The organism is Ochrobactrum sp. AN78 (genome assembly GCF_029909885.1).
Classification (GTDB): domain Bacteria; phylum Pseudomonadota; class Alphaproteobacteria; order Rhizobiales; family Rhizobiaceae; genus Brucella; species Brucella quorumnocens.
On record NZ_JASAMU010000001.1, the window covers coordinates 150,461 to 176,923 of the forward strand.

Below are 26,463 nucleotides of genomic sequence, written 5' to 3' on the forward strand. Positions count from 1 at the left end.
TGTTTAGGTGTCGGGCTTTTGCGGCTGACTGGTCGCTATTCCTTGCCCCCAAAGCAATAGAGACCATGATAGTCGAAGACTATTCGAATGTTTTTGCATTTTGTCGTAGATTATGCGAAAATTAGCATGATTTACGCACTTATTAGCTCATTGTTCGAAGAATATTCATGGCGACACTGGACAGCATAGACCGCAATATCATCCGTTCTTTAAGACGCGATGGCCGTATGACAAACAGCCAGCTTGCCAGCGAAGTTGGCCTTTCGCAGTCGGCCTGTCTCAGGCGCGTGCAGATACTTGAGGAAAGCGGTGTTATTCGCGGTTATACCGCGATTGTCGGTTCTTCTGGGGGCGATGAGCGGCTGGTTGCAATCGTTCGCATCACGTTGGATCGCCAAACGGAAGAATATCTCAATCGTTTTGAAGAAGCTGTGCGCCGCCATCCGGAAGTGCAGGAATGCTACCTGATGACCGGGGATGCTGATTACATCCTGCGGGTCGAAGCAGAAAACGCGGCCTCCTATGAAATCATTCACAAGGAAATTCTATCACGTCTGCCCGGCGTTGCGCGCATTCATTCAAGCTTTGCAATCCGCACGGTGCTTCTCTCAAAAGCACCGGCTGCACGAGCATAAAAAAGCCCGACAAAATGCCGGGCTTTTCGATAGTGATTAAAGCATGTCGCGCTCAAATGGATTCATTTAACGTTCGCGAACATGCGACAGTTAAAAGAATCTAGAGCGAGCGCCATGCGCTCTCTTGGGAGCACAAAGGCCGCTCTAATTATCTGTTTTAACGCGCATCTTTTTCCGAAAACCGTTTCACACTTTTCGGGATGCGCTCTAAATTATGTAGTAAGCCAATTTTAACGAAATTCGTAGCGAAGACCCGCACGGACCGTATGGATATTGAAGCCGTTGTCCTTGGCCTGTGTTCCAGTTGCGCCCGGACCTTCAACGTTGCCAAACGGGTTTGTGCTGCGGTCAGCAGCATCGTAACCATAGGCCTTGCCGCCGTTCACCCTCAGATAACGGTAACCAAGATCAAGCTTGAGCTGATCGGTCAGATCGTAGCTGACACCGGCCATCAGAGCCATGGCAAAGCGCCAGCTGTCGAGGCCGTCCTTGTCGCTGGTATAGGTGCATATGGAGCAGATTTCCTTGGTTTTCCAGGTATCGTACTTCACATAAGCTGCACCCAGTCCTGCGCCGAGATAAGGTGTTACCATTCCCATTTTAGGCAGGTCGACATAGGCATTGGCCATTGCTGTCCAGACATTGGCTGTCGAAGAGTCTTCATAATGGCAATTGTCTTCAATCGGGTTGAAGCCGAGCGCCGATTTTACGTAGCTTGGGCAATCGGTGCGACCTCTGATGCCTGCACGGAAGAAATCCAGCGTTGCATCGGTACGGAACATTTCATTGAAACGATAGCCGACACCCACACCATAGGAAGCGCCACCTTTGAGTTTGAAATCGTCATAGCGCAAAGTATCATCGATGCCACGATAAGGTGGATCAAACTGATTCCAGAATGCCCAATCGCCATCAGTCTTATTCTTGAAATTATAGCCAATATCGCCGCGAATATACCAGGCAGAGGCAAGAGGGACGGGTGCCACCACGACCGGTTCTTCATAAACAATGTCAGCAGCGTGCGCTCCATTTGCACTGATCAGCATACTGCATGCCATGAGCGCTATCGCGGAAACATATCTCATCTACCCAACTCCAACCGAAATAATCGCGGTTCCCGAACCGTTGGCTAAAGATGGTAAATGAATATGCTTAAACTATCGTTACTTCTTATTAGTGAACACTAAACTAGAGGTAGTATTCGTAGTTGGTAAAGCCATGATACAGGCGTTGAAAAACCCGGCCTGAGCCGGGTTCTACAATTTTTACTTGAAATCGACCGAATGGATGATCGATTGATCGATATCGTTAATGTTGCGCTTGCCGCAAAGCGCCATGGTGATATCGAGTTCTTTGCGAATGATTTCCAGCGCGAGCGTTACGCCTTCTTTGCCCATTGCACCAAGCCCATACAGGAATGGACGGCCGATGAAGACACCCTGCGCACCAAGGGCACGGGCTTTCAATACATCCTGACCCGAACGGACGCCGCCATCCATATGTACTTCGATCTTGTCACCGACAGCGTCAACAATTGGCTTGAGCATCGAAATTGAGGAGACCGCACCATCAAGCTGACGGCCGCCATGGTTCGACACGATAATCGCATCGGCGCCGGTCTTCGCTGCCATCTTTGCATCCTCAACGTCGAGTATGCCTTTGAGAATCAGCTTGCCGCCCCATTGTTTTTTGATCCACGCAACGTCGTTCCAGTTGAGCTGCGGATCGAATTGTTCCGCAGTCCATGAGGACAGCGAAGAGAGATCGGCTACATTCTTGGCGTGGCCTGCAATGTTACGGAACGTACGGCGTTGCGTGCCGAGCATCCCCATGCACCAGCCGGGACGGGTTGCCATCTGCCAGATGTGCTTCGGCGTAAACTTTGGCGGAGCCGAAAGTCCGTTGCGCAGATCCTTGTGGCGTTGGCCCAGAATTTGAAGGTCAAGCGTGAGAACCAACGCAGAGCAGCCAGCAGCTTTGGCGCGGCTGATCAGGTTCTTTACAAACTCTCGATCTTTCATCACGTAAAGCTGGAACCAGAATGGCTTCTTGGTCACGGATGCAACATCTTCAATGGAGCAAATGCTCATCGTCGACAGTGTAAATGGTACGCCGAAGGCCTCTGCGGCTTGCGCTGCGAGCATTTCGCCGTCGGCATGCTGCATGCCGGTGAGACCTGTCGGGGCGAGGGCGACCGGCATGGCCACCTTTTCACCAACCATTGTTGTTTCAAGCGAACGATTGGTCATATCGACCAACACGCGCTGACGCAGTTTGATCTTTGCGAAATCAGCTTCGTTTGCCCGATAAGTAGACTCAGTCCAAGCGCCGGAATCAGCATAATCGAAGAACATCTTCGGGACACGACGTTGTGCAAGCCGTTTCAGATCGGCAATCTCAACGATGTTCGGCATTCTCCCACCCCTTGTGGTCAGTTTTCTTTACCAATCGCATGAAGGATTGTTGACCTGAAATCAAGTGCAAACCGTTTCACACTTTTGGGGAGCACTCTATTTAATGGGCTGTGTAATTCAACTATATTAAAAGTCGGCTTCCATGGTCGGTGCGATATCGGAGTGACCAGTAGTGTCTTTACGACGGCGATTGGCCATTTTTGGCGCATAGTGGATGCCGAAATTGTGAGAAATATTGCATCGTTATGTGATACGCGTTGAGCGCAAAAGCTATGCAATTGAGGATGACGACATGAGCAAAGCTTCGGGAACCAAGTTCATCGGCAAGCGGTCGAGTGCTGCAGGTGGGTGGGGTGCATTGAAAAGCTGTGGCAAGCAATTGCTTGCCAGCGGTGCACCGCTTACCGGTGCGCGTGCTCTTCTCAAGGCCAACCAGCCAGACGGTTTCGATTGTCCTGGTTGCGCATGGGGCGATCCCGAGCACGGCTCGTCGTTCGAGTTCTGCGAGAACGGTGTGAAGGCGGTGGCCTGGGAGGCGACCGAGCGACGCACAACACCGAAGTTCTTCATAGAGCATACGGTTTCGGAACTGCAATCGTGGACCGATTATGCGCTCGAGAACACGGGGCGTCTGACGCATCCGATGCGCTACAATGCAGCAACCGACAAATACGAAGCCGTTGAGTGGGATGAAGCTTTTGGCGCTATTGGCGACATATTGAAGAGCTTCGATACGCCAGACCGTGTGGAATTTTACACCTCGGGCCGTGCATCCAACGAAGCGGCATTTCTCTATCAGCTTTTCGTGCGGGCATATGGCACGAACAATTTCCCTGACTGCTCCAACATGTGCCATGAGGCCAGCGGTGTGGCGCTCAAACAATCGGTAGGTGTTGGCAAGGGAACTGTTTTGCTTGAGGATTTCGAGCAAGCCGATGCTATTTTTGTAGTCGGACAAAATCCCGGCACCAACCATCCCCGCATGCTTGGCGATCTGCGGCGCGCAGCAGAGCGCGGTGCCAAGATCGTGGTCTTCAATCCGGTCCGCGAACGCGGACTTGAGCGCTTCGCCGATCCGCAAAACAAGCTTGAAATGATGCATGGCGGCAGTGAAGCTATCGCCAGCGATTATTATCAACCGCGTCTTGGTGGCGATCTTGCCGCGTTCCGTGGCATGGCCAAGGCGGTCTTTGCGGCTGATGATGCAGCGCTCGCAGCTGGTGAACCGTCGGTTCTGGATCGTGAATTTCTGGCAGAGCATACGGCGGAATTCGAAGCTTATCGTGCAGCTGTCGATGCAACTTCATGGGACGAAATTGAGGACCAGTCGGGGCTTCTGCGTCAGTCTCTGGAACATGCCGCTCACATTTACATGCAGGCTGGCCGCGTTATCTGCACCTGGGCGATGGGTATCACGCAACATCGTCATTCGGTGATTATGATCCGCGAAATCACCAATTTCATGCTGCTGCGCGGCAATATTGGAAAGCCAGGCGCGGGGCTGTGCCCGGTTCGTGGCCATTCCAATGTGCAGGGTGATCGCACGGTCGGAATCAATGAACGCCCGTCTGCCGACTTTCTGGATGCGCTGGAAAAGGAATTTGGTTTCAAAGCGCCGCGCGAACCGGGGCACAATGTGCTTGGTGCGATCGGAGCCATGCTCGATGGATCGGCGAAAGCCTTTATTGCTCTGGGTGGCAATTTCGCCCGCGCAACGCCTGACAGTCCGATGATTATCAAGGCACTTTCCAGCCAGCGATTGACCGTGCATATCGCAACGAAACTCAACCATTCGCACCTTTTGCCGGGGCAGGATTCGTTCATTTTGCCGTGTCTCGGGCGCACCGAGATTGATCTTAATTCCAAAGGTGTGGCGCAGATTGTTACCGTCGAAGATTCCATGAGCATGGTGCATGGATCAGGCGGCATCAACCACCCGGCTTCGGCGTTGCTCCGCTCGGAAGTTGCAATCATTGCCGGCATGGCAAATGCAACATTGGGTGCAAAGCCTGTCGATTGGTTAGAACTGGCTGATGACTACGACCTTATCCGCGATCATATTTCGCGGGTCTTGCCCGATTTCTATGACTTTAATGTGCGTGTCCGTGTGCCGCGTGGTTTCCATTTACGCAACACGGCGCGCGAACTGGAATGGGTAACGCCTAACGGTAAAGCAACGTTCTGGAGCGGGGCGATGCCAGAGGCCGTCGAGCATCAACAGGCGCGTGGAAAGCCCGGACGCTATGTCTTGCAGACTTTCCGCAGTCACGATCAGTACAACACTACGATTTATGGCATGGACGACCGCTATCGTGGCGTTTATGGCGAGCGGCAGGTGGTTTTCATGAACCCTGCTGATATGTCGGACATTGGTGTTGAAGCGGGTGATCGAGCCGATGTTGTCGGTGATTTTGCAGATGGGGTTGAACGCGTTGCACGTGATTTCCGCTTTGTGCCCTATGATATTCCGCGTGGTTGTATCGCGGGCTATTACCCGGAAATGAATGTGCTGGTGCCGCTTAGTAGTGCCGGTGACGAAAGTTACACGCCAACGTCAAAATCGGTGATCGTTTCTTTCCGCCCAGTTCAGGCGGTGAATGCCTGATGGAAGAAGCCGAGTATATGGCACTGGTGGATGCGCTTGAAGCTGCATCGGGTAGGATTTCGCGGCTTGGCGCCGGTATTATTGCTGCGCTTGCGTTTGATATAGCATCGGACAGTCGCAGTTTTTCACGAATACTTGGAGTAGCTCACGCTCTTGTGTTGCGTGAGGTTGTAGCTCTTGGCGCTGATGGGGGCTATATCCGCATCCGGCAGCGTGATGAACGGACGCAGCGCACACGTTATGAGTTGAATGCAACAGGCAATCGGCTTGTTGAAGAAATACGACTATAAATTATTCTGATTTATTATTTAGATTTCCAGCGTTTTCCCAAAGCTATTTTGAGAGACGCATTTTTATATGCGAACATGATGATTAATGATGTTTTTAAAGCATGCTTTTCTCAGCATTATTTTGGTTGCATTGTGCCCTCCAGGAAAAGAGCGAGAATCGTATAGATGGCCACAAAATTTTATCCTCTTGTGAAAGCGGCACATAGTGCGCTTCGAGCGATTATGGGCGTTCTCGTTGTTACAACAGGGGTCCTCGCTTCAGCGTTTTATGCTCATGCTGAAACCAGCGGCGTCGTTGCTGTTGCCGTGACAGAAAGCAAGTTAATCGACTATCAGCCAAAGCTTACGCTGTCGGGCGCGATAGCTGCCCGTTCGCTGGTCAATGTATCGTTCCGCGTTAATGGGCAGGTTGTGGAGCGTATGGTCGAAATCGGCCAGCATGTCGAAAAAGGTGCAATCCTTGCGCGGATCGACAATGCCGAGCAGCAATCCAATATGCGCGTCGCGCAGGCTTCCAAGGACGCCGCACAAGCCCAGCTAGTGCAGGCAGAAGCCAGTTTCAGACGCCAGCAAGCCTTGCTTGCACAAGGGTTTACCACGCGTTCGCAATTCGATCAGTCCGAGCAAGTTTACCGCACGGCGCAAAGCACGTTGATGAATGCTGAAACCCAGCTTGGCAATGCGCGTGATGAGCTTTCCTATACAGAACTTCATGCGCCGGTTTCGGGTGTGTTGACGGCCCGCAATATTGAAACCGGGCAGGTGGTTCAGGCTGCGCAAACGGCGTTTTCGATTGCCGAAGATGGTCCGCGTGATGCGATCTTCGATGTTCAGGAAACGCTGGTCAATTATGCCAAGATTGGCATGGACGTTACCCTCGCTTTGCTGTCGGATGATAGCGTTCAGGCGGAAGGAAAAATTCGCGAAATCTCGCCAGTGGTTGATGCACAGACTGGCACCGTGCGCGTGAAAGTTGGCATTGCCAATACGCCTGAACAGATGGCGCTTGGTGCCACTATAACGGGCACTGTCCATATGGAAAATCAGCAAGTGGTGATCCTGCCATGGAGCGCCATGACGTCCGATTCGGGCCGCACAGCTGTCTGGCGCGTAGCGAAGGACACACAAGTTGCGACCCTCGTGCCGGTTAAGGTGCTGGCCTATGAAAAAGAACGAGTGATCGTTGCTTCCGGTTTGGGTGTTGGCGAACTCATTGTTACGAAAGGCGCACAAATGCTTCGTTCGGGCGCTCAGACCGAGATTATGCAGGGTCTTGAAGGAGCCGGTGCACAATGAAGCCGACCATGAAGCTCTTGAGCTGCCTCGCTATTGTTGGTTCGCTCATAACACTTGCGGCCTGTGGCAAGGATGATGACAAATCATCGGAAGCCGAAGCAATTCGCCCGGTGCTTTACACGATTGCAACACCCAAGCCTGCGATCCAGACCAGTTTTGCCGGCACCATCGAACCACGATATTCGACCGACCTTGCGTTTAGGGTTCTTGGTCGCATCATTGCGCGCCCGGTTATCGTGGGCGATCTCGTCAAGAAAGACGAAATGGTTGCGATGCTCGACCCTTCCACGCTCGATCTTTCGGTGCAGTCGGCAAAAGCTGATCTTTCCAGTGCTGAAGCACAATATGCCAATGCTGCGGCCAGTGAAGAACGTCTGCGTATTCTGCTCAAAGGCAACAATATTTCACAGGCCGATTATGATGCTGCAAAGCAGGCGCGTGACAGCGCCCAGGCCGGGCTTGAAAAAGCGCAGGCTGGATTGCGCAAGGCGGAAGATCAGCGCGGATATGCTGTTTTAAGTCCGGATTTTGATGGCGTCATTTCAGCCACCAATGCCGAAGTTGGTCAGGTGGTGGCCGCAGGGCAGGCAGTGATGACGGTTGCAAGGCCCGACATTCGTGAAGCGGTTCTCGATATCCCCGACAGCATGACAGAATATTTCGTGGCGGGAACGCCGTTTAATGTGCAGCTGCAAGCTGATCCGACGGTGACTGGAAATGGCACTGTGCGCGAGGTCGCGCCCCAGGCCGATGCTCAGACCCGTACACGTCGGGTTCGGATCGCGCTTGAGAATCCGCCGGAAGGTTTCCGCCTTGGCGCGACCATCAGGGCGGGGCTTGCAAGAGCGGAAAAAGACCACGTGATTTTGCCGATACAGGCTTTGCTTGAGAAAGATGGCAAAACCGAAATCTGGGTCATTGATCCTAAAACACAGACCGTAAGCCTCCAAGACATTCAGGTTGTCGAACGTCGCAGCGAGAGTTTTGTTGCCGATAATGTTGAAGTTGGCAGCTATGTGGCGATTGCCGGAGTGAACGAACTCAAGCAAGGGCAAAAAGTCCGTCTGGATGCGAAGGGAAGCAGCCTATGAAAAAAGGTTTCAATCTTTCTGATTGGGCTTTGAACCACCGGTCGCTGGTCTGGTATTTCATGCTCGTCTTTCTGGTCGCGGGGCTCATCTCCTATCTTGATCTAGGGCGCGCGGAAGATCCGGAATTTACCGTGAAGACGATGGTGGTGCAGGCCAACTGGCCGGGCGCATCCATCGATGAAACGATGAATCAGGTTACGGATCGTATCGAGAAGAAGCTCGAAGAACTCGACACACTCGATTATACACGCAGCGTCACCACGGCAGGCAAGTCGGTCGTCTTCGTCTTTTTGAAGGATACGGTCCGCAAGGAACAGGTCACAAAAGCCTGGTCCGAAGTGCGTCATATGCTCGACGACATCAAACCAAACATGCCCGAAGGCGTTTATGGTCCCTATTACAACGACAAGTTCGGCGATGTTTTTGGCAATATCTTTGCCTTCACTGCGGATGGGCTGTCGATGCGGCAGCTGCGTGATTATGCGGAAGATGTACGCACGAAAATTCTGACCATACCCAATGCCGGTAAAGTTGAACTCATTGGCGCGCAGGATGAGGCAATCTATCTCGAGTTCTCGACCCGACAAGTGGCAGCCCTTGGCCTTGATCAGCAGGCCATTCTGAAAGCGCTTCAGGATCAAAATGCCATTACGCCGTCCGGTGTGGTGCAGGCCGGGCCTGAGCGGATCAGCGTTCGCGTCAGCGGGCAGTTCAATTCGGAAGCCGATCTTCGTGCGGTCAACCTCCGTGTGAATGATCGTTTCTTCCGCTTGTCGGACGTGGCGACCATCACGCGCGGTTATGTCGATCCACCATCATCGATTTTCCGGGTCAACGGCCAAGATGCGATTGGTCTGGGCATTGGCATGAAGCCAAATGGCAATCTGCTTGAGTTCGGTGAGAAGCTGGACGCATTGATGCAAGAAGTGAAGGCGGAACTGCCGGTTGGTATCAATGTATTGAAAGTGGCCGATCAGCCCGAAGTTGTTCAAGATGCTGTTTCGGGTTTCACGCAGGCACTGTTTGAGGCGGTTGTGATCGTTCTGGCCGTGAGCTTCATCAGCCTTGGCTTGCGAGCAGGCTTCGTGGTGTCGCTGTCCATCCCGCTGGTGCTGGCAATTACCTTCCTTGCCATGTCTTTGATGGATATTTCATTGCAACGCGTGTCACTTGGTGCGCTGATTATCGCGCTGGGGCTTCTGGTCGATGACGCGATGATTGCGGTGGAAATGATGGTTGCCCGGCTGGAGCAGGGCGACCCCATCAACAAGGCCGCGACCTATGTTTATTCGCACACGGCTTTTCCGATGTTGACGGGTACGCTCGTGACCATCGCGGGCTTCATTCCGATTGGTCTCAACACCAGTCAGGCGGGCGAATATACGTTCACGCTTTTTGTGGTGATTGCGGTTTCGCTGATCGTTTCATGGATTGTGGCCGTGTTGTTTGCGCCGCTTCTCGGTGTGACGCTTCTTCCTAAGAAAATGAAGCATCATGAGGAAAAGCGCAGTCGCTTTTTCAAAGCCTTTTCGACGACACTGCTTCTGGCCATGCGCCATAAGTGGATCACCATTATCACGACAATCGCTCTGTTCGTTGTTTCTGTGTTCGGTATGGGCTTTATCGAACGTCAGTTCTTCCCACAGTCCGACCGTCCGGAACTGGTGATCGACTGGACCCTGCCGCAGAACAGTTCCATTGCCGATACCAAGGCACAGATGGAGCGTTTTGAACAGACAATGCTCAAGGACAATCCAGATATCGAGCATTGGAGTACCTATGTCGGACAAAGCGCGATCCGTTTCATTCTCTCTTTCGATGTGCAGCCAGCCAATCCGTATTTCGGACAGATGGTGGTGGTGGCCAAGGATGTGGAAGCGCGTGATCGCCTGAAAGCGAAATTCGATGACGTTCTGCGCAAGGATTATGTGGGTACAGATACGTTTGTGAAATTCCTTGAACTTGGACCGCCGGTCGGGCGTCCGGTGCAGTATCGCATTTCCGGCCCTGATGTTCAGAAGCTGCGCGGCATTGCTCAGGATTTTGCTGGCATTATGAGTGCTGATAAGCGGCTCGGTGTTGTCAACTACAACTGGAATGAACCGGGGCGCGTTATCCGTGTCGACGTGATGCAGGATAAAGCGCGGAAGCTTGGCATTTCATCCAAGGATATTGCCACGACATTGAACGGCGTTGTTGGCGGCATCAGCATCACGCAGGTTCGCGATTCAATTTATCTCATCGATGTCATTGTTCGCGCGCAGAAGCATGAACGCGATTCCATCGACACATTGCAAAGCCTGCAGATTGCGACTGGCAACGGCAGTTCGGTGCCGCTGGCAGCTATTGCCAATTTCCGCTACGAGCTTGAGCAGCCGGTGATTTATCGCCGTTCGCGCATTCCAACGATAACGGTTGCTGCTGGTATCGTTGATAAAACGATGCCGGATACTATCGTCAAAGAACTTGAACCTTCGGTGAAGGCGTTCGTCGATAAGCTCCCCGCTGGCTATTCCGTTGTAACGGCTGGCACAGTTGAGGAAAGTGGCAAGAGTCAGGGGCCGATTGCGGCTGTGGTGCCGCTGATGCTGTTCGTCATGGCAACAGTGCTGATGCTGCAATTGCAGAGCTTCCAGCGGTTGTTCCTCGTGGTGGCAGTGGCTCCGCTGGGTCTGATTGGCGTGGTTGCAGCACTGCTTCCAAGTGGCAAGCCACTTGGCTTCGTGGCGATCCTTGGGGTGTTGGCACTCATCGGTATTCTCATCCGAAATTCGGTCATTCTGATCGTGCAGGTAGAGGAGCATATAACCGATGGCATTCATCCTTGGGATGCTGTCGTGATGGCCAGTCAGCACCGTATGCGGCCGATTGCGCTGACAGCAGCAGCTGCAAGTCTGGCACTGATCCCCATTGCGCGTGAGGTGTTCTGGGGGCCGATGGCCTATGCCATGATGGGCGGCATCATTGCCGGTACGGCCATTACGCTGCTGTTCCTTCCCGCGCTCTATGTGGCATGGTTCCGTATCAAGGAACCTGACGCAAAAAACACACAAACGGCGGTGGAGCCACAGCCGCAACATTGATATGAAGAAAGTCTGCCTCGTGCAGACTTTTCTTTTCCGGAGAATGATCATGCAGACTGCCCCATCATTGATGCTACAGGAAACCGAACAGTCGCCATCTGTGGTGGCGAAACTTCTTGCAGCAGAGGCGGCAACATTTGCGGAGATCGGGCGGCTGTTTGAAAATTCGCCTTGGGTGATCACGACCGCTGCACGTGGCTCTTCCGATCATGCGGCTACATTCTTCAAATATCTGATGGAGATCGCCACCGGCATTCCCGTTGCCTCGATTGGTCCATCAGTGGCCTCCGTTTATGGCGCGAAGCTGAAACTGGAGGGTGGTCTGCATTTTACCGTGTCGCAATCGGGCGCAAGTCCCGACATCATTGCCGTGCAGGAGGCAGCAAAACGTGGTGGTGCAACGACCGTCGCGGTGGTGAATGTCACTGATAGCCCACTGGCAAAATCTGCCGATATTGTTCTGGCACTTCACGCTGGTGAAGAAAAAAGCGTTGCCGCAACCAAGTCTTTCATCGCGTCTGTGGCCGCACTGTCTGGGGTTGTCGCTGCGGCAAGCGAGGACAAAGGATTGCAAGTCGGATTGGGACGCTTGCCGGAAGCGCTCGCTGCGACGAAGCCCGAAGGCCGTGAGACAGTCGAAGATCTGCTTTTCAATGCCCGGTCGCTGTTCACAGGTGGACGCGGCACAGCCTATGCCATTTCGCTTGAAGCGGCGCTGAAAGCCAAGGAAACGGCGAACATCCATGCAGAAGCTTTCTCGCTCGCAGAATTGATGCACGGCCCGATGCGTCTGGTGGAAGATGGCTTTCCAATTATCTCTTTCATCCCGCGGGACGAGGCATTGAAAACAAGCATTGAAGCACTCAACCGTCTCGGCTCGTTTGGTGCCAACCTTGTATCATTTGGAAATGCTGAAGTGCCAGGTTATCGCATACCATCGGCCAGCACCGGCAATGGACATCTCGACCCGCTTGTGTCGCTAATCAACTATTATCGTATTATTGAAGCAGTGACGCGCCGCAAGGGCTTTGATCCAGACAAGCCGCGTAATCTCGCCAAGGTCACGTCCACCGTATAACGAGCAGGCCAAATTCACGACATCTGCCGCGTAAAGCACTTGATAGCGCAATCCGGTCAGTGCATTACGCATTCTGGCATGGCTGGCACTGCGTCGTGCAGTAGAAATCACGATGTGGTTGTGCCTGCACGATAGAACAGTTCTGGTTAAACTGAATAATACGAACCGCTCTATCATTTAGTTTTTACGCAATGTACGGCGTAAACCGCTCTGTACTTTTGCTGGGAATGCTTTTGAGGAAGTCCGATGCATAACTTTGTCCTGACCGTCACCTGTAAATCCACGCGTGGCATCGTTGCCGCTATTTCCGGTTATTTGTCGGGCAAGGGTTGCAACATCGTCGACAGTGCGCAGTTTGACGATTTGGATACTGGCCGCTTCTTCATGCGGGTTAGCTTCATTTCTGAGGAAGGCGTGCCGCTTGATGCTTTGCGCGACGGCTTTACACCGATCGCTGCACCTTTCGAGATGAATTTTGATTTCCACGACAATGCACATCGCACCAAGACATTGCTGATGGTGTCGCGTTTTGGTCATTGCCTCAACGATCTCCTCTATCGCTGGAAGATCGGGGCACTGCCAATCGATATCGTCGGTGTCGTGTCGAACCATTTTGACTACCAGAAGGTCGTCGTGAACCACGACATTCCCTTCCATCACGTCGCTGTAACCAAGGCTAACAAGCCAGAGGCCGAGCAGCGCCTTCTTGATATCGTCAACGATACCGGCACTGAACTGGTGGTTCTTGCGCGTTATATGCAGGTTTTGTCAGACCCGCTCTGCCAGAAAATGTCGGGCCGCATCATCAATATCCATCACTCCTTCCTGCCGTCTTTCAAGGGTGCGAACCCGTATAAGCAGGCCTATGAGCGCGGTGTGAAGCTGATTGGTGCTACCGCACATTATGTCACCGCTGATCTTGATGAAGGTCCGATCATTGAGCAGGATGTGGCGCGTGTAACCCATGCGCAGAGTGCTGCGGATTACGTATCCATCGGACGTGATGTCGAAGCGCAGGTTTTGGCGCGTGCCGTTCACGCGCATATCCATCACCGTTCATTCCTCAACGGCAATCGCACCGTCGTATTCCCGGCCTCTCCCGGGTCGTTCGCCTCCGAACGTATGGGCTGATATTGCCGCTCTGACGGCCTGCAAATCCCGTCTTTTTGCGCTTCCGGTGCTCACGTACTCAAGTACGCTGCGCGCCGGTTCTCAAAGGCCATGATTTTCGGCACGTCATAACGACAATCTCGCTAATCGCATGGCTAAGTGAAGCATCGGTCAATGCGTTGTGCCAATTCAAAGATTAAGCCAATAAAAAACCCCGCCAAAAGCGGGGTTTTCTTTTGATCCGAAATCAGACCGATTAGTCGATATCGAAGGAAACGCCCTGTGCGAGCGGCAGAGCCTTCGAATAGTTTACGGTGTTGGTCGCACGGCGCATATAGCCTTTCCACGCATCCGAACCCGATTCACGACCGCCGCCAGTTTCCTTTTCGCCGCCGAATGCGCCGCCGATTTCAGCACCCGAAGTGCCGATGTTGACGTTGGCAATGCCGCAATCCGAACCTTCAACCGAGAGGAAACGTTCTGCTTCCTGCAGGTTGAGCGTGAAGATCGACGAGGACAGACCTGCGCCAACTTCGTTGTGGCTCGTCAGCACGTCGTCGAAGTCAGAATACTTCATGACGTAAAGGATCGGAGCGAAGGTTTCTTCGAGAACTGGACCCTGCTGCTTTGGCATTTCGACGATAGCCGGACGCACATAGTAAGCGTTTTCATGGCCAGCATCGACGCGTTCGCCGCCCTGCACCTTGCCGCCGTGAGCGGCTGCTTCCTTGAGTGCCTTCTGCATGTTGTCGAATGCAACCTTGTCGATCAATGGACCAACGAGAGCAGTAGTTTCGAGCGGCGAGCCGACGGAAACGCTTGCATAAGCCTTCTGAAGACGTGGAACGAGCGCATCATAAACGCTTTCGTGCACGAACAGACGACGGAGCGTGGTGCAACGCTGACCAGCGGTACCCATTGCGCCGAAAGCGATTGCGCGGAGTGCCATGTCGAGATCTGCCGATGGGCAGACGATACCGGCATTGTTGCCGCCGAGTTCGAGGATTGCACGAGCAAAACGCTTTGCAAGGCGTGGACCAACTTCGCGGCCCATGCGGGTCGAACCGGTTGCCGAAAGAACAGGAACCTTCGGGCTGTCAACGAGAACTTCACCAACAGTACGGTCACCGAGTACGACTTCAGCCAGACCTTCTGGAGCATCGCCAAAACGCTTGATGGCGCGCTTCAGGATTGCGTCACATGCAATAGCGGTGAGCAGGGTCTTTTCCGATGGCTTCCAGACAACTGCGTTACCGCAAACGATAGCGAGAGCGGAGTTCCATGCCCAGACAGCAACTGGGAAGTTGAAGGCCGAGATAACGCCGACAACGCCGAGCGGATGCCAGGTTTCCATCATGCGATGGCCAGCGCGTTCGGTTGCGATGGTAAGACCGTAGAGCTGACGCGACAGACCGACTGCGAAATCGCAGATGTCGATCATTTCCTGTACTTCGCCGAGGCCTTCCGAAGGAATCTTGCCAGCTTCGAGCGAAACGAGACGGCCGAGATCTTCCTTGGAAGCGCGGAGTTCTTCACCCAAGAGACGGATCAGTTCGCCACGCTTTGGAGCTGGAACAGTGCGCCATGCGCGGAAAGCTTCGTCAGCCTTGTCGATGATCTTGACTGCGTCTTCTTTGCTGTGGGTCTTGATCGAAGCGATCTGTTCACCGGAGACCGGGCTGAAGCCAGCGAGGTCGCCCGACGTGTAGATTGAGGCGTCAACGCCAAGCTTGGAAAGCAGATCAGCGGCTTCTTTTTTCACGTCGAGTTTTTTAACAGCGGTGTTCATGTTTATCCTCTTAAACTGCTTTATTATTATTCTGCTGCTTCAAGACCGCTCAGGCGGGCCTGTACAGCTTCGATGGATTCGCGTTCGATACGAGCATAATGCTCGAATTCATTAAGAACTTTGGCGCCAAGGTCTTCCTCGAAACGCTTCTGGTTCGGGCTTTCCACAAAATCCTGCGCGTCGTCGTCGCCTAGATTGGACTGGAAGATACCAGCAGCACTGACCGGCAGGAAGTCTTCATAGATGATAGGATCGAACTGGACTGCGCCGCCTTCGATCAGGGTCTCAATATCGGTATCTGGTCTGAAGGCTGCAAGACGTGCGGCATCCTTGACCGAATAGGCGAAATAACCAAGGCCTTCTTCGCGAATGCCAGCCCATGTGTCAGGGAAAGCCGCAAAGATGTCGCTCAGTGCCTTCACATATTCAGCCGAGTTTGAACCATCAGGGGCAGGGCGTGCAACTGCGCGGGTGTCGTTGAGCAGCTTGTCGTAAAGCGCACGGCCCTTTGGTGTGAGAGCGACGCCACGCTGTTCGATTTCGCCGAAACGAGCGGTATGCGAGCCAGGTGTCCACTTGCCATCTTCACCGATGAACGAGACTTCTTCTTCCAGTGCCTTGAACGAGGTCTGACGCAGAAGAATCGCACATTTGCGGGTTGGCGGGCCTTCAACAACGGCTTTCGGGTTAATGCCGCGTTCTGGCATCTGAACCTGCACGGCGTCGATGTCGAGCGTGCGTGGGGTCAGGTGGTTGATGTGTGGGCCTTTGAACGACACGACGTCAGCAATCAAGCGATGTGCATCGTGGAGGCGATGATACAGATCGGCGCTGACATTGGCATGGTCGTGCCAACGGAAAGTTTCGAGAACTTCCGTAACCAATGCCTTGGCGTCTGCATCACTCAGACCGCCCTCCGCCTCTGCCTTCTCGACGAGAGCGATAGCGCCCGGCGTGAAGATATTGCGTTTGGAAAGGACCTCTTCCGATTCTTCACGCAGCTTTTCATCTGAAATCAGATCAAGACGCAGCAGAGAGGTGAAAACGCGGAACGGATTATGCTTGAGTGCTGCGTCGTCGATCGGGCGAAAGGCGGTGGAATGCACAGGCACACCAGCAGCACTCAGATCGTAATAACCGACCGGAAACATGCCCATGACAGCGAAAACGCGGCGCATCATGGAAAGTTCAGCAGCCGTTCCGAGGCGGATTGCGCCGTGACGCTCTTCGGAAATGCGCTCGAGCGAGTCGGTTTCCGTCAGGCGCTCGTGCAGATGAGTGTCATCCGCCAGAACCTTGGCGTTAACGTCGGCGACGAGCTCCATCAATGTGCCATAGGCAGGCACTTCTTGCTTATACATGGCCGACATCGCTGCTGAGAACGCAGAGCGAATGGCGTCTGGCGAAATGAATTTATGCTCGTTCATTGCGAAAGCTTCCGTAGAACTTGTGTCATCTTGGGGACGGACATGTTATTTGCGGGAGGAACATGCCGGGATTATGATGAAAATGTATCATATCAGCCGTTTTGCCGTTATGATCGCGACGAACGCAACTATGTTAATGCGAGATTGGAATGAAGCTTAGCAGGAGACTGATCCCCGACATTGCCACGCTACAGGCGTTTGAATGTGCGGCCCGACATGGCAGTTTCACGCAAGCCGCCAATGAACTCAATCTCACCCAGAGTGCTGTCAGCCGTCAGATCAAGGATCTCGAAAGCCAGCTCGGTGTATTGCTGTTTGAGCGCATCCGCCAGCGCATTCTCCTCTCTGACGCAGGGCGAAAGTTCCTGCCGGAAGTGCGGCGTCTGCTCAATCAGACTGAGGATACGATGTTGCGCGCCATGGCGTCTGCGCAATCGACCTCTTCCTTTAGTGTGGCAACGCTGCCGACCTTTGGTACGCGCTGGCTAATGCCGCGCATTCCAGATTTTATTGAAAAGCATCCCGGTATCGCAATCAATGTGGCCTCGCGTTCCGGCGTTTTCGACTTTGAAGAACAGCCTTTCGATCTTGCCATCCATTATGGCCAGCCGGTCTGGGCACATGCGACCTGCGCCTTCCTGTGCTCAGAGGTGATTGTGCCTGTTGCAAGTCCGAGTCTTCTCAAAGCGCGCCATCCGGCAACCCCGGAAGAGCTGGAAGATGAGCCGCTGCTGCATCTGGCGACGCGCCCCAAGATGTGGGCGCAATGGTTTGAAAGCTGTGGAGTGGAAGGCAAGTCTGCCTATCGTGGCCATCGCTTTGATCAGTTTTCGATGGTGATCGGTGCTGCTCTCGCAGGTCTTGGCTTTGCGCTGTTGCCGCTTTATCTGATCGAACAGGAATTGCGTAACGGCGAACTGGTTATGCTTTTTGAGCAGCCGATGCGTACCGAGAATGACTATTATCTGGTGGTTCCCGAAGGCAAGCTTGAGAACCCGCTGACACAGGTGTTCTGTCAGTGGATCGCGGGGCAGGTCGGCAACACAGACTATTCAGGCTTAGTTCATTCCGAACGGGAATGAATTGTTGCATAAATATTGCTGTCTTTGAGACTGCCAGCACGTGAAATAGTTTTGGCGATAAATGCCGTCTGTTTTTCATCATATGAAATGGTTGCCGTTCATGCTCAACGATCCGCGCTCTCATGGCCTTTGGGAAAAGACCGCTCCAGCCGCACCGAAGACCACAACGCTTAAAGGCGATTTGACCGCCGATGTGGTGATTGTCGGCGGCGGATTTACCGGCCTTTCTACGGCGCTGCATCTTGCGGAAAAGGGCACGAAAGCAATCGTGCTGGAAGGGATCGAAATCGGCTATGGCGGCTCGGGTCGCAATGTCGGTCTGGTCAATGCAGGCATGTGGGTCATGCCTGATGATCTGCCAGGTGTGCTGGGCCAAAAGCACGGCGATCGTTTGCTCGACGTTCTTGGAAATGCGCCGAAGTTGGTGTTTGAACTGATTGAGAAGCATAAGATCAGCTGTGAAGTTGAAAAGCAGGGAACGCTGCATTGCGCTGTTGGCAAGAACGGTCTCAAGGAACTTGAAGATCGCTATGAGCAATGGGCGCGGCGCGGTGCCAATGTGAAGCTGCTTGATGCGAAGGAAACCGAAGCCAAGGTTGGCACGAAAGCCTATGCCGGATCGCTGCTTGATCTGCGGGCCGGTACGATTCAGCCGCTTGCTTATGTGCGCGGTCTGGCACATGCAGCGGTTGCAGCAGGCGCGCAAATCTATACGGCAAGCCCGGTAACGGGTGCCACCGAGCAGAATGGCAAGTGGGTGGTGAAGACTGCCACAGGTACTGTGACAGCTGACTGGGTTGTGGTCGCAACCAATGCCTATACCAATGTGCCTTGGGCAGAGGTTCGCGCGGAATTGGTGCATCTGCCTTATTTCAACATGGCGACCAAGCCGCTTTCCGACAATTTAAAAAAGAGCATTCTGCCAGAACGTCAGGGCGCTTGGGATACGAAGGAAGTTCTATCGTCTTTCCGTTTCGACAGCCAAGGCCGTCTGGTGTTTGGCAGCGTTGGAGCGTTGCGCAATACGGGCGCGGCCGTTCATACGGCATGGGCTAAAAAATCGTTGAAGCGCCTGTTCCCGCAGATCGGAAATGTCGAGTTTGAAGCCGAATGGTATGGCAAGATCGGTATGACCAATGACAGCCTGCCGAAGTTCCATCGTCTTGACCGGAATGTGGTTGGCTTCTCCGGATATAATGGTCGCGGTATTGCACCGGGCACCGTATTCGGACGTTTGCTGGCAGAACTCGTTTCCGGCGCGATTTCCGAGGATGATCTGCCTTTGCCTGTCACCGATCCCAAGGCCCAGAATTTCCGCGGCTTGCGTGAAGCCTATTATGAAGCTGGTGCACAGGTGGCACATGCAGCCGGGATAATCATCTAAAGCTGCCTCACACTGTCATATAATTGAAGCCAAAGCCCGTTATGGCATCCGCATCGCTTCCAAGTCGGAAGAGATGCGGAAGGTGAAATCGATCTATTCAAGTGATAGATGCCCTTCTGCAGAATAGAAAACTGCCGGAGGGCATTTTGCTTTTCAAAATCGGTTCCGATTTTGAGGCATATGTTTTAGAGCTTGTTTGACAGGTGAGTCATGAACAGGAATGATCGCGCTTCTCAATACGACAGTATCTGCGCCCTTTCGGCCCGTATGCAGCGCCGTCATGCCGGAGCGGCAGGACACACTGCGGAAAATCACACAGAAATTCGAGGAGCCAACTCCATGAACAAGATGCTGAAGCGGGCCAGTGCCATTCCTGCTCTTCTTGCTCTCTCTATCGCTGTCGCTCAGGCCGATACGCTGACGCTTTATACGTCACAGCCTGAAGCAGACGCGGCAAAGACCGTCGAGGCTTTCCGCAAGGCAAACCCGGATACGGATGTTCAGATTTTCCGTTCGGGCACGAGCGAACTTCTCACCAAGCTTGCGGCTGAATTTTCGGCCGGCGCACCACAGCCTGACATTCTCCTCATCGCCGATGCAGTGACGATGGAAGGTCTGAAGAAGGATAGGCGCCTGCTCGCCTATGCGGACGCCAAGGTTGATGGTTTTGCAGCGGATAGCTATGACGCCGACAAGACCTATTTCGGTTCCAAGCTGATCACCACCGGCATCGCCTATAATACGGGTGCGAGCCAGAAGCCTGAACATTGGGCAGATCTTGCGACCACCGAGTATAAGGGGCAGGTGGTTATGCCAAGCCCGCTTTACTCGGGTGCCGCAGCTTACCTTCTGAGTGGTTTCGCGCTTAACAAAGATCTCGGCTGGGATTATTTCAAGAATCTCAAGACCAATGAACTGGCAAGCGTCAAAGGCAATGGTGCTGTGCTGAAATCGGTTGCTAGTGGTGAAAAGCCTTACGGCATTCTCGTGGACTTTATGGCGCTGAATGCAAAAGCAAAAGGCTCGCCAATCGAGTTCGTCTTCCCATCGGAAGGTGTGCCCGCCGTGACCGAACCGGTTGCAATTATGGCGACTGCGAAGAACGTTGATGGTGCCAAGAAATTCGTGGACTTCATTCTGTCAGATGATGGTCAGAAGCTTGCACTTGAGCAGGGTTATCTGCCTGCCAAGGAAGGCGTTGGTCGTCCTGCCTGGCTACCGGAAGGCACCAAGATCAATATCATGCCTATCGACACTCAGAAGGTGCTGGAGCAGACTGGCGCTGACAAGAAGCAGTTTTCCGAACTCTTCGGCGGATAAGGCAAGACGTTTTTATGCGCATGTTTCGAGATATTCAGGGCCGTGATGCGGCCCTGATCATTGGAATAACCTTGATCGTAGCTGTGCTGTCGCTTTTGCCGATGGCACGCTTGCTTGTTGAGCTCGTTGCGCCGCAGGGCAAGTTTTCGACTTCGGTGCTAGTCGAGACGCTCGGTAATCAATCGACATGGGTAGCGACCTGGCATTCTTTGCAGATCGGCATTGGCGGAACGTTGCTAGCGCTGGTCTTTGGTATTGCTGCTGCATTACTTGTCGGCCTCACAAACATGCGCGGACGCAACGTCTTCGTTCTTTTTTATGTCACACCGCTTCTCATTGCCCCGCAGGTCACTGCATTGGCATGGCTGCAGCTGTTTGGGCCATCGAGCCAGCTTCTTAAAATCATTGGTATGGCTCCACCGCTCGGTAGTCGCAATCCGCTCTATTCGGTATGGGGCATCATCTTTCTGCTGGGGGTGCAATATGGCCCACTGGTATTTCTGATCGTGCGTGCAGGCCTGCGAAAGCTACCACGTGAGCTGGTCGAAGCTGGCTTAAGTGCCGGTGCCAGTAAATGGACGGTTCTGCGCACGATCATTCTGCCGCTAATGACGCCCTCAATCATTGGTGCTGCTGCACTGGCTTTTGTCTCCTGCGTTGGTAATTTCGGCATTCCGGCATTTCTCGGCATTCCGTCCAACTATCTGGTTTTGCCCACGTTGATTTATCAACGTCTTGCAGGCGGTGGGCCAGCGGTGCTGTCCAGCGTTGCTGTGCTTTCTGTGCTGATCGGATTGATTGCCATGGCGGGGATCGCGGCACAGGATTATGCGACGCGCAGACGTGATTTCCGCATTGTTTCAACCTCGCTGCCATCTGCGCCTTTCGCACTTGGCTCATGGCGTTTGTTGGCAGAAATTGCCGCGTGGCTGCTCATCATTATTGTGCTGTTTCTGCCGCTTATTGGGCTCACGCTGTCCGCTCTTGTTCCCGCTTATGGTGTGCCGCTGACATTTGCGACCGCAACGTCAGAAAACTTCCGCTTTGTTATGCTTGAACATGGGGGCGCCGCGCGGGCTTTTGTGAACAGCATAATGCTTTCACTGGCAGCGGCTCTTTTTGCGATTCTGCTTGCCGTCCCGCTTGCCTATATGCTGGCATGGCGCAAACGACGCTGGACGCCGATCCTCAACTTTGCAGCCGAGATGCCTTACGCATTGCCCGGCGTGGTGCTGGCGATTGCATGTTTGTTATTGTTCCTGAAGCCGTTTCCGGTCGTAGGTGTCAGTCTCTACAATACGATCTGGATCATCCTGTTTGCCTATCTTGCGCGCTTCTTCGTGCTGGCCTTGCGGCCAACGGTGGCTGGCCTTCACCAGATCGACCGAGCACTGGAGGAGGCGGCCCGAATTGCAGGCGCTGGACTTTTCTATCGTCTGCGAACCATTATATTTCCGCTGGTGGCTCCGGCTACGCTTGCAGGTGGTGTTCTCATATTCATGACTGCCTTTTGCGAACTGACCGTTTCCGCGCTTCTCTGGGCGTCAGGATCAGAGACGTTGGGCGTAGTTATGTTCTCTTTTGAGCAAGCCGGGGATTCCGCTTATGCAGCGGCCATTTCCATTTTGGCCGTTGCGGTAACATTCATACTGATGCTTGCAACCAATCTGTTTGCGCGACGTCTTCCAAATGGAGTGCTGCCATGGCGCGACTGAAAATTGATCAGGTTTCCAAGACTTTCAATGAATTTCAGGCTCTGTCTGAAGTGTCATTGGACGTGAAGGACGGCGAGTTTGTTGCCATTCTTGGACCTTCAGGCTGTGGGAAGACCACTCTTTTGCGCATGATTGCAGGTTTTGAAGAGCTTGATGGTGGTGAAATTCATATCGGCGAAAAGCGCGTCTCGCATGTTGACGGTAATGTGCCGCCGGAAAAGCGGCAAGTCGGCATTGTCTTCCAGAATTACGCGCTATGGCCGCATATGACGGTTGCCGAAAATGTCGGTTATAGTCTGCGCGTGGCAAAGGTTGCCAAGGCCGAGCGCGAACGCCGTGTGAAGGAAGCCCTGGCGCTGGTCGATCTCGATGGTTTCGGTGATCGTCGCCCAGCTAATTTGTCTGGGGGTCAGCGGCAGCGTGTGGCACTGGCTCGTTGTCTTGTGGCTGCACCATCGCTGGTGCTGTTCGATGAGCCGCTTGCCAATCTCGATGTGCATCTGCGCGCTTCGATGGAAGATGAGTTTGCGTCATTCCACAAGCGTACCGGCACGACGATTATCTACATCACCCACGATCAGGCTGAGGCCATGGCGCTCGCGGATCGTATCGCAGTGCTTGATCATGGCAAGCTTCAACAGTTCGACACACCACGCAAGCTTTATGAAGAACCTGCGAGCGAAATGGTCGCGTCCTTTATCGCTCACGGCATGGTTTTGCCTGCGGAGGTACTTTCCTTCGCGCAGCAGGGGCATTGCGAGGCGCTGGTGCTGGGAAGCCGTGCGCAGGTGCGTTGTTCTGGCATTGAAATGCCACGTGCGAATGCAAAGTTCTGTGTCAGGGCCGAGGATTTGCAGTTGACTGAAACCGGCGGCATTCCGGTGCGCGTGAAACGTTCGATCTATCGCGGTGGTGGTTCACGCATCGAAGCACACTCTATCGCAAAACCAGATATCCAGCTGCATTTTGAGGTGCGCGATCCAGTGAGATTGGAAGAAGGCGATGAGGTTCGCATCGCCATTCGCGGTGGCTGGATCATTCCCACCGATGATATGCCGGTGAGAAAAGTCTCAACCGGCTTTCCAATCGGGAATAAGATATAGCGTTTTTGAAAAGTTTTTTGCCGCCACCACCCTCATCCTGAGGAGCCGTTGAAAACGGCGTCTCGAAGGACGAGGGGAAATGCATCTATTATGTTTTTTGAGCCGCTCCTCGCCCTTCGAGACGGCGCCTTTCGCGAAGCTCAAGTCGCCCCTCAGGATGAGGGGCTGCGCTGTCGCACTTGGCTACTTCTTCTTCATCGCTTCCAGAAGGGCTGCACCAAAACCGCCGGTTGACGGTTGTTCCTGTTTGCGCGGGGCAAAGTTCTGCTTGGCCGCGGGCCTTGCATCGCGTGGGGCATCGTTGCGCGGGGCAGGGGCTTCGCCGCCGTCTTTGCGCATTGTGAGGCCGATGCGCTTGCGTGGCACATCAACTTCCGTCACGCGCACCTTCACCACATCGCCAGCCTTGACCACTTCATGCGGGTCTTTGACGAAGCGGTCGGCAAGCTGCGAAACATGGACAAGTCCGTCCTGATGCACGCCGATATCGACGAAGGCACCAAAGGCCGCAACGTTTGTGACGGTGCCTTCCAGCATCATGCCGGGTTTCAAGTCCTTAATGTCATCGATGCCGTCGGCAAAAGTCGCGGTTTTAAAGCCCGGGCGCGGGTCGCGGCCCGGCTTGTCGAGTTCGGCGATAATGTCACGCACGGTGGGCAGGCCGAAACGCTCATCAACAAAGACACGCGGATCGAGTGCCTTGAGCGCTGCGCTGTCGCCCATCAGGCTGCGCACATCGCGGCCACAAGCGGAAACGATTTTCTTGGCAACGCCATAGGCTTCCGGGTGAACGGAGGACGCATCAAGCGGCTCGGTGCCGTTGGCGATACGCAGGAAGCCTGCGCATTGTTCGAAAGCGCGGTTGCCGAGGCGGGCGACTTTCAAAAGTTCCTTGCGGTTTTTGAAAGCTCCTGTTGCATCGCGATGCGCAACGATTGCTTCAGCGAGCGACTTTCCAAGCCCCGATACACGTGCCAGCAGTGGTGCGGATGCCATGTTGAGATCAACACCAACCGCGTTCACAGCGTCTTCAACCACCGCATCGAGCGATCGTGCCAGACGGAATTGATCAACATCATGCTGGTATTGGCCGACGCCGATGGATTTAGGTTCAATTTTCACGAGTTCCGCCAGCGGGTCCTGCAAGCGGCGGGCAATGGAAACAGCACCGCGCAATGACACATCAAGCTGGGGGAATTCTGCCGCTGCTGCTTCTGATGCCGAATAGACCGATGCGCCTGCTTCCGACACGATGACTTTGAGCGGCTTTGGCGCTGGCATGTCGGTGAGCATATCCACGACGAGGCGTTCCGTCTCGCGGCTTCCTGTGCCGTTGCCGATAGCAATCAATTCGATCTTGTGTTTGCGCACAAGGCTTGCAAGTTCTGCTTGCGTGCCGCGCACATCGTTCTTCGGAGGGAATGGATAGACCGTCGTTGTGTCGAGCAGCTTGCCGGTATCATCGACGATTGCGACCTTGACGCCGGTGCGAATGCCCGGATCAAGACCCATGGTGGCGCGCGCCCCCGCAGGGGCGGCTAACAGCAGGTCTTTGAGGTTGCGGGCGAAGACGTTGATGGCTTCTTCCTCGGCGCGTTCACGCAGATCGCGCATGAGATCGAGCGACAAGGAGAGCGAGAGTTTGACGCGCCATGCCCAGCCTGCAACTTCCATCAGCCAGCGGTCACCGGGCAAGGTCGCGCCGATATTATAAGCGGCTGCAATTTTGCGTTCGACCGGCTTTACAGGCGATGTGTCGTCGGCGTCGATTTCAATGTCGAGTGACAGGAAATCCTCGTTGCGACCGCGCAGCATGGCCAGCGCGCGGTGGCCTGCAACATTTGCCCAGCGTTCGGAATGGTCGAAATAATCGGAGAATTTTGCGCCTGCATCTTGTTTGCCATCGACAACGCGCGATCGCAGAACAGCTCGATCTTTGAGATAGTTGCGCAGATTACCGATGAGTTCGGCATTTTCCGAAAAGCCTTCGGCGACGATGTCGCGCGCGCCATCAAGGGCTGCCTTCACATCGGCAACTTCACCAGTAACGTATTGTGCAGCAATCTCTGTGGGGACCAGCCTGCGGTCGGTCAGAATGGCTTCGGCAAGTGGGCCAAGGCCGCGTTCGCGGGCGATTTCCGCTTTGGTTCGGCGCTTGGGCTTATAGGGAAGGTAGAGGTCTTCAAGCTCGGCTTTGGTCTGAACGCCTGCGATTTTCAGTTCGAGTTCCGGCGTCAGTTTTTCCTGGCCGCGGATCGATTCGAGAATTGAGCTGCGACGTGCCTCGAGTTCGCGCAAATAGCCGAGGCGTTCTGAAAGCTGACGCAGCTGCGTATCATCAAGCCCGCCGGTGACTTCCTTGCGGTAGCGCGCAACAAAAGGAACGGTCGAACCTTCGTCAAGAAGACCAATGGCGGCAATAGCCTGCTCCGGTCTTGCATTGATTTCTGCTGCGATAATCCCGGCAATGCGCTTAATGTCGTCGGCCATAATCATTCCAATCTCAAATATTTGCAGCGAACATAGTCGGATGCCCGTTTGACGCAATCAAGGCCAATATGGTGGTCCACAGGAAAGCAGCTATATTTACCGTTCACGCGCATGTGAACGGCTTCCCTCTTTTTAAATCGATCATAAGCGATACATATATCGTGAAATGACGATATGAACAAAGATTAGCGAGGTGAATGAGATGTCGGACATTCAAACCATAGCATTAGCTATGCCTTTGGACGAAATACTCAAGGCACTCGCTCATCCTGTTCGTCTCGACATTTTAAGCTGGCTCAAGGAGCCGGAGAAGCATTTCTCTGCTCAGCACATGCCTTTGGAGATGGGTGTGTGCGCCGGTCAGTTTGAACGGTGTGGTCTCTCCCAATCCACCGTTTCTGCTCATTTGTCCGTGTTGACGAAGGCGGGGCTGATCGCGCCTCACCGTGTCGGCCAATGGACGTTCTACAAACGCGATGAGGAGGCGATAGCCGCCTTGCTTCAATCGCTGTCCGATCTTTAGCCCACTTTATCAATTCGCCCAATCTTTC

At 53.9% G+C, this 26,463-nt stretch carries 19 protein-coding genes; 14 read left to right on the top strand and 5 right to left on the bottom strand.

Annotated features, from left to right (window positions below):
* The first annotated feature begins 167 nt into the window (after positions 1 to 167).
* A complete protein-coding gene (locus QBD00_RS00775; RefSeq protein WP_095447173.1) occupies positions 168 to 635 on the top strand; it encodes an Lrp/AsnC family transcriptional regulator in 468 nt (155 codons plus the stop codon).
* 230 nt (positions 636 to 865) lie between these two features.
* Here the strand turns inward: QBD00_RS00775 and QBD00_RS00780 are convergent, their stop codons facing one another.
* Both QBD00_RS00780 and QBD00_RS00785 read right to left on the bottom strand, forming a co-directional pair.
* Complete coding sequence (locus tag QBD00_RS00780) at positions 866 to 1,720, bottom strand: outer membrane protein (RefSeq protein WP_095447172.1); 855 nt, start codon at positions 1,718 to 1,720, stop codon at positions 866 to 868.
* A 180-nt stretch (positions 1,721 to 1,900) separates the two neighbouring features.
* Positions 1,901 to 3,049: an alpha-hydroxy acid oxidase gene (locus QBD00_RS00785; protein ID WP_318578442.1), complete on the bottom strand. Its 1,149-nt coding sequence runs from the start codon at positions 3,047 to 3,049 to the stop codon at positions 1,901 to 1,903.
* Positions 3,050 to 3,341: 292 nt separating this feature from the next.
* On the opposite strand from QBD00_RS00785, the gene QBD00_RS00790 reads away from it, so the two are divergent.
* The 7 genes from QBD00_RS00790 (at position 3,342) to purU (ending at position 13,623) form a co-directional block, all read left to right on the top strand.
* Positions 3,342 to 5,654 (top strand): FdhF/YdeP family oxidoreductase, encoded by a 2,313-nt coding sequence (locus QBD00_RS00790; protein WP_318578443.1) that lies wholly within the window; start codon positions 3,342 to 3,344, stop codon positions 5,652 to 5,654.
* Entirely contained in the window at positions 5,654 to 5,944 is a 291-nt protein-coding gene (locus tag QBD00_RS00795; RefSeq protein WP_404901385.1) for a hypothetical protein, read from the top strand. The genes QBD00_RS00790 and QBD00_RS00795 overlap by 1 nt, the downstream gene beginning before the upstream one ends.
* 165 nt (positions 5,945 to 6,109) lie before the next feature.
* Positions 6,110 to 7,240: an efflux RND transporter periplasmic adaptor subunit gene (locus QBD00_RS00800; RefSeq protein ID WP_095447169.1), complete on the top strand. Its 1,131-nt coding sequence runs from the start codon at positions 6,110 to 6,112 to the stop codon at positions 7,238 to 7,240.
* A complete protein-coding gene (locus QBD00_RS00805) occupies positions 7,237 to 8,331 on the top strand; it encodes an efflux RND transporter periplasmic adaptor subunit (RefSeq protein WP_318578444.1) in 1,095 nt (364 codons plus the stop codon). Before QBD00_RS00800 ends, QBD00_RS00805 begins: the two co-directional genes overlap by 4 nt.
* Positions 8,328 to 11,414, top strand: a complete 3,087-nt coding sequence (locus QBD00_RS00810) for an efflux RND transporter permease subunit (RefSeq protein WP_151093592.1) — start codon at positions 8,328 to 8,330, stop codon at positions 11,412 to 11,414. Before QBD00_RS00805 ends, QBD00_RS00810 begins: the two co-directional genes overlap by 4 nt.
* Positions 11,415 to 11,463: 49 nt before the next feature.
* On the top strand, positions 11,464 to 12,492 hold the full coding sequence (locus QBD00_RS00815; protein WP_095447166.1) for an SIS domain-containing protein: 1,029 nt from the start codon (positions 11,464 to 11,466) through the stop codon (positions 12,490 to 12,492).
* Positions 12,493 to 12,738: 246 nt separating this feature from the next.
* Positions 12,739 to 13,623 (top strand): formyltetrahydrofolate deformylase, encoded by an 885-nt coding sequence (purU, locus tag QBD00_RS00820; protein ID WP_095447165.1) that lies wholly within the window; start codon positions 12,739 to 12,741, stop codon positions 13,621 to 13,623.
* 235 nt (positions 13,624 to 13,858) lie between these two features.
* On the opposite strand, the gene QBD00_RS00825 is transcribed toward purU, so the two are convergent.
* Positions 13,859 to 15,391: an aldehyde dehydrogenase family protein gene (locus QBD00_RS00825; RefSeq protein ID WP_318578445.1), complete on the bottom strand. Its 1,533-nt coding sequence runs from the start codon at positions 15,389 to 15,391 to the stop codon at positions 13,859 to 13,861.
* Positions 15,392 to 15,417: 26 nt separating this feature from the next.
* Positions 15,418 to 16,818, bottom strand: a complete 1,401-nt coding sequence (locus QBD00_RS00830; protein WP_318578446.1) for a VOC family protein — start codon at positions 16,816 to 16,818, stop codon at positions 15,418 to 15,420.
* A 149-nt stretch (positions 16,819 to 16,967) separates the two neighbouring features.
* Here QBD00_RS00830 and QBD00_RS00835 point away from each other — a divergent pair, with 149 nt between their 5' ends.
* The 5 genes from QBD00_RS00835 (at position 16,968) to QBD00_RS00855 (ending at position 23,422) form a co-directional block, all read left to right on the top strand.
* Complete coding sequence (locus QBD00_RS00835; RefSeq protein WP_095447162.1) at positions 16,968 to 17,900, top strand: LysR family transcriptional regulator; 933 nt, start codon at positions 16,968 to 16,970, stop codon at positions 17,898 to 17,900.
* A gap of 100 nt (positions 17,901 to 18,000) precedes the next feature.
* On the top strand, positions 18,001 to 19,284 hold the full coding sequence (locus QBD00_RS00840; protein WP_095447954.1) for an NAD(P)/FAD-dependent oxidoreductase: 1,284 nt from the start codon (positions 18,001 to 18,003) through the stop codon (positions 19,282 to 19,284).
* A gap of 339 nt (positions 19,285 to 19,623) precedes the next feature.
* Entirely contained in the window at positions 19,624 to 20,604 is a 981-nt protein-coding gene (locus QBD00_RS00845) for an ABC transporter substrate-binding protein (RefSeq protein WP_318578447.1), read from the top strand.
* Between the two features lie 14 nt (positions 20,605 to 20,618).
* The gene (locus tag QBD00_RS00850; protein ID WP_095447160.1) at positions 20,619 to 22,319 is read left to right on the top strand and encodes an ABC transporter permease; all 1,701 of its coding nucleotides are present in this window, start codon (positions 20,619 to 20,621) and stop codon (positions 22,317 to 22,319) included.
* On the top strand, positions 22,307 to 23,422 hold the full coding sequence (locus tag QBD00_RS00855; protein ID WP_318578448.1) for an ABC transporter ATP-binding protein: 1,116 nt from the start codon (positions 22,307 to 22,309) through the stop codon (positions 23,420 to 23,422). Before QBD00_RS00850 ends, QBD00_RS00855 begins: the two co-directional genes overlap by 13 nt.
* Before the next feature lie 183 nt (positions 23,423 to 23,605).
* Here the strand turns inward: QBD00_RS00855 and QBD00_RS00860 are convergent, their stop codons facing one another.
* Positions 23,606 to 25,912, bottom strand: coding sequence for a Tex family protein (locus tag QBD00_RS00860; RefSeq protein ID WP_318578449.1), 2,307 nt, complete (start codon positions 25,910 to 25,912; stop codon positions 23,606 to 23,608).
* A gap of 202 nt (positions 25,913 to 26,114) precedes the next feature.
* Between QBD00_RS00860 and QBD00_RS00865 the strand changes: the two genes are divergently transcribed.
* The gene (locus QBD00_RS00865) at positions 26,115 to 26,435 is read left to right on the top strand and encodes an ArsR/SmtB family transcription factor (protein ID WP_095447158.1); all 321 of its coding nucleotides are present in this window, start codon (positions 26,115 to 26,117) and stop codon (positions 26,433 to 26,435) included.
* The last annotated feature ends 28 nt before the right edge of the window (positions 26,436 to 26,463 follow it).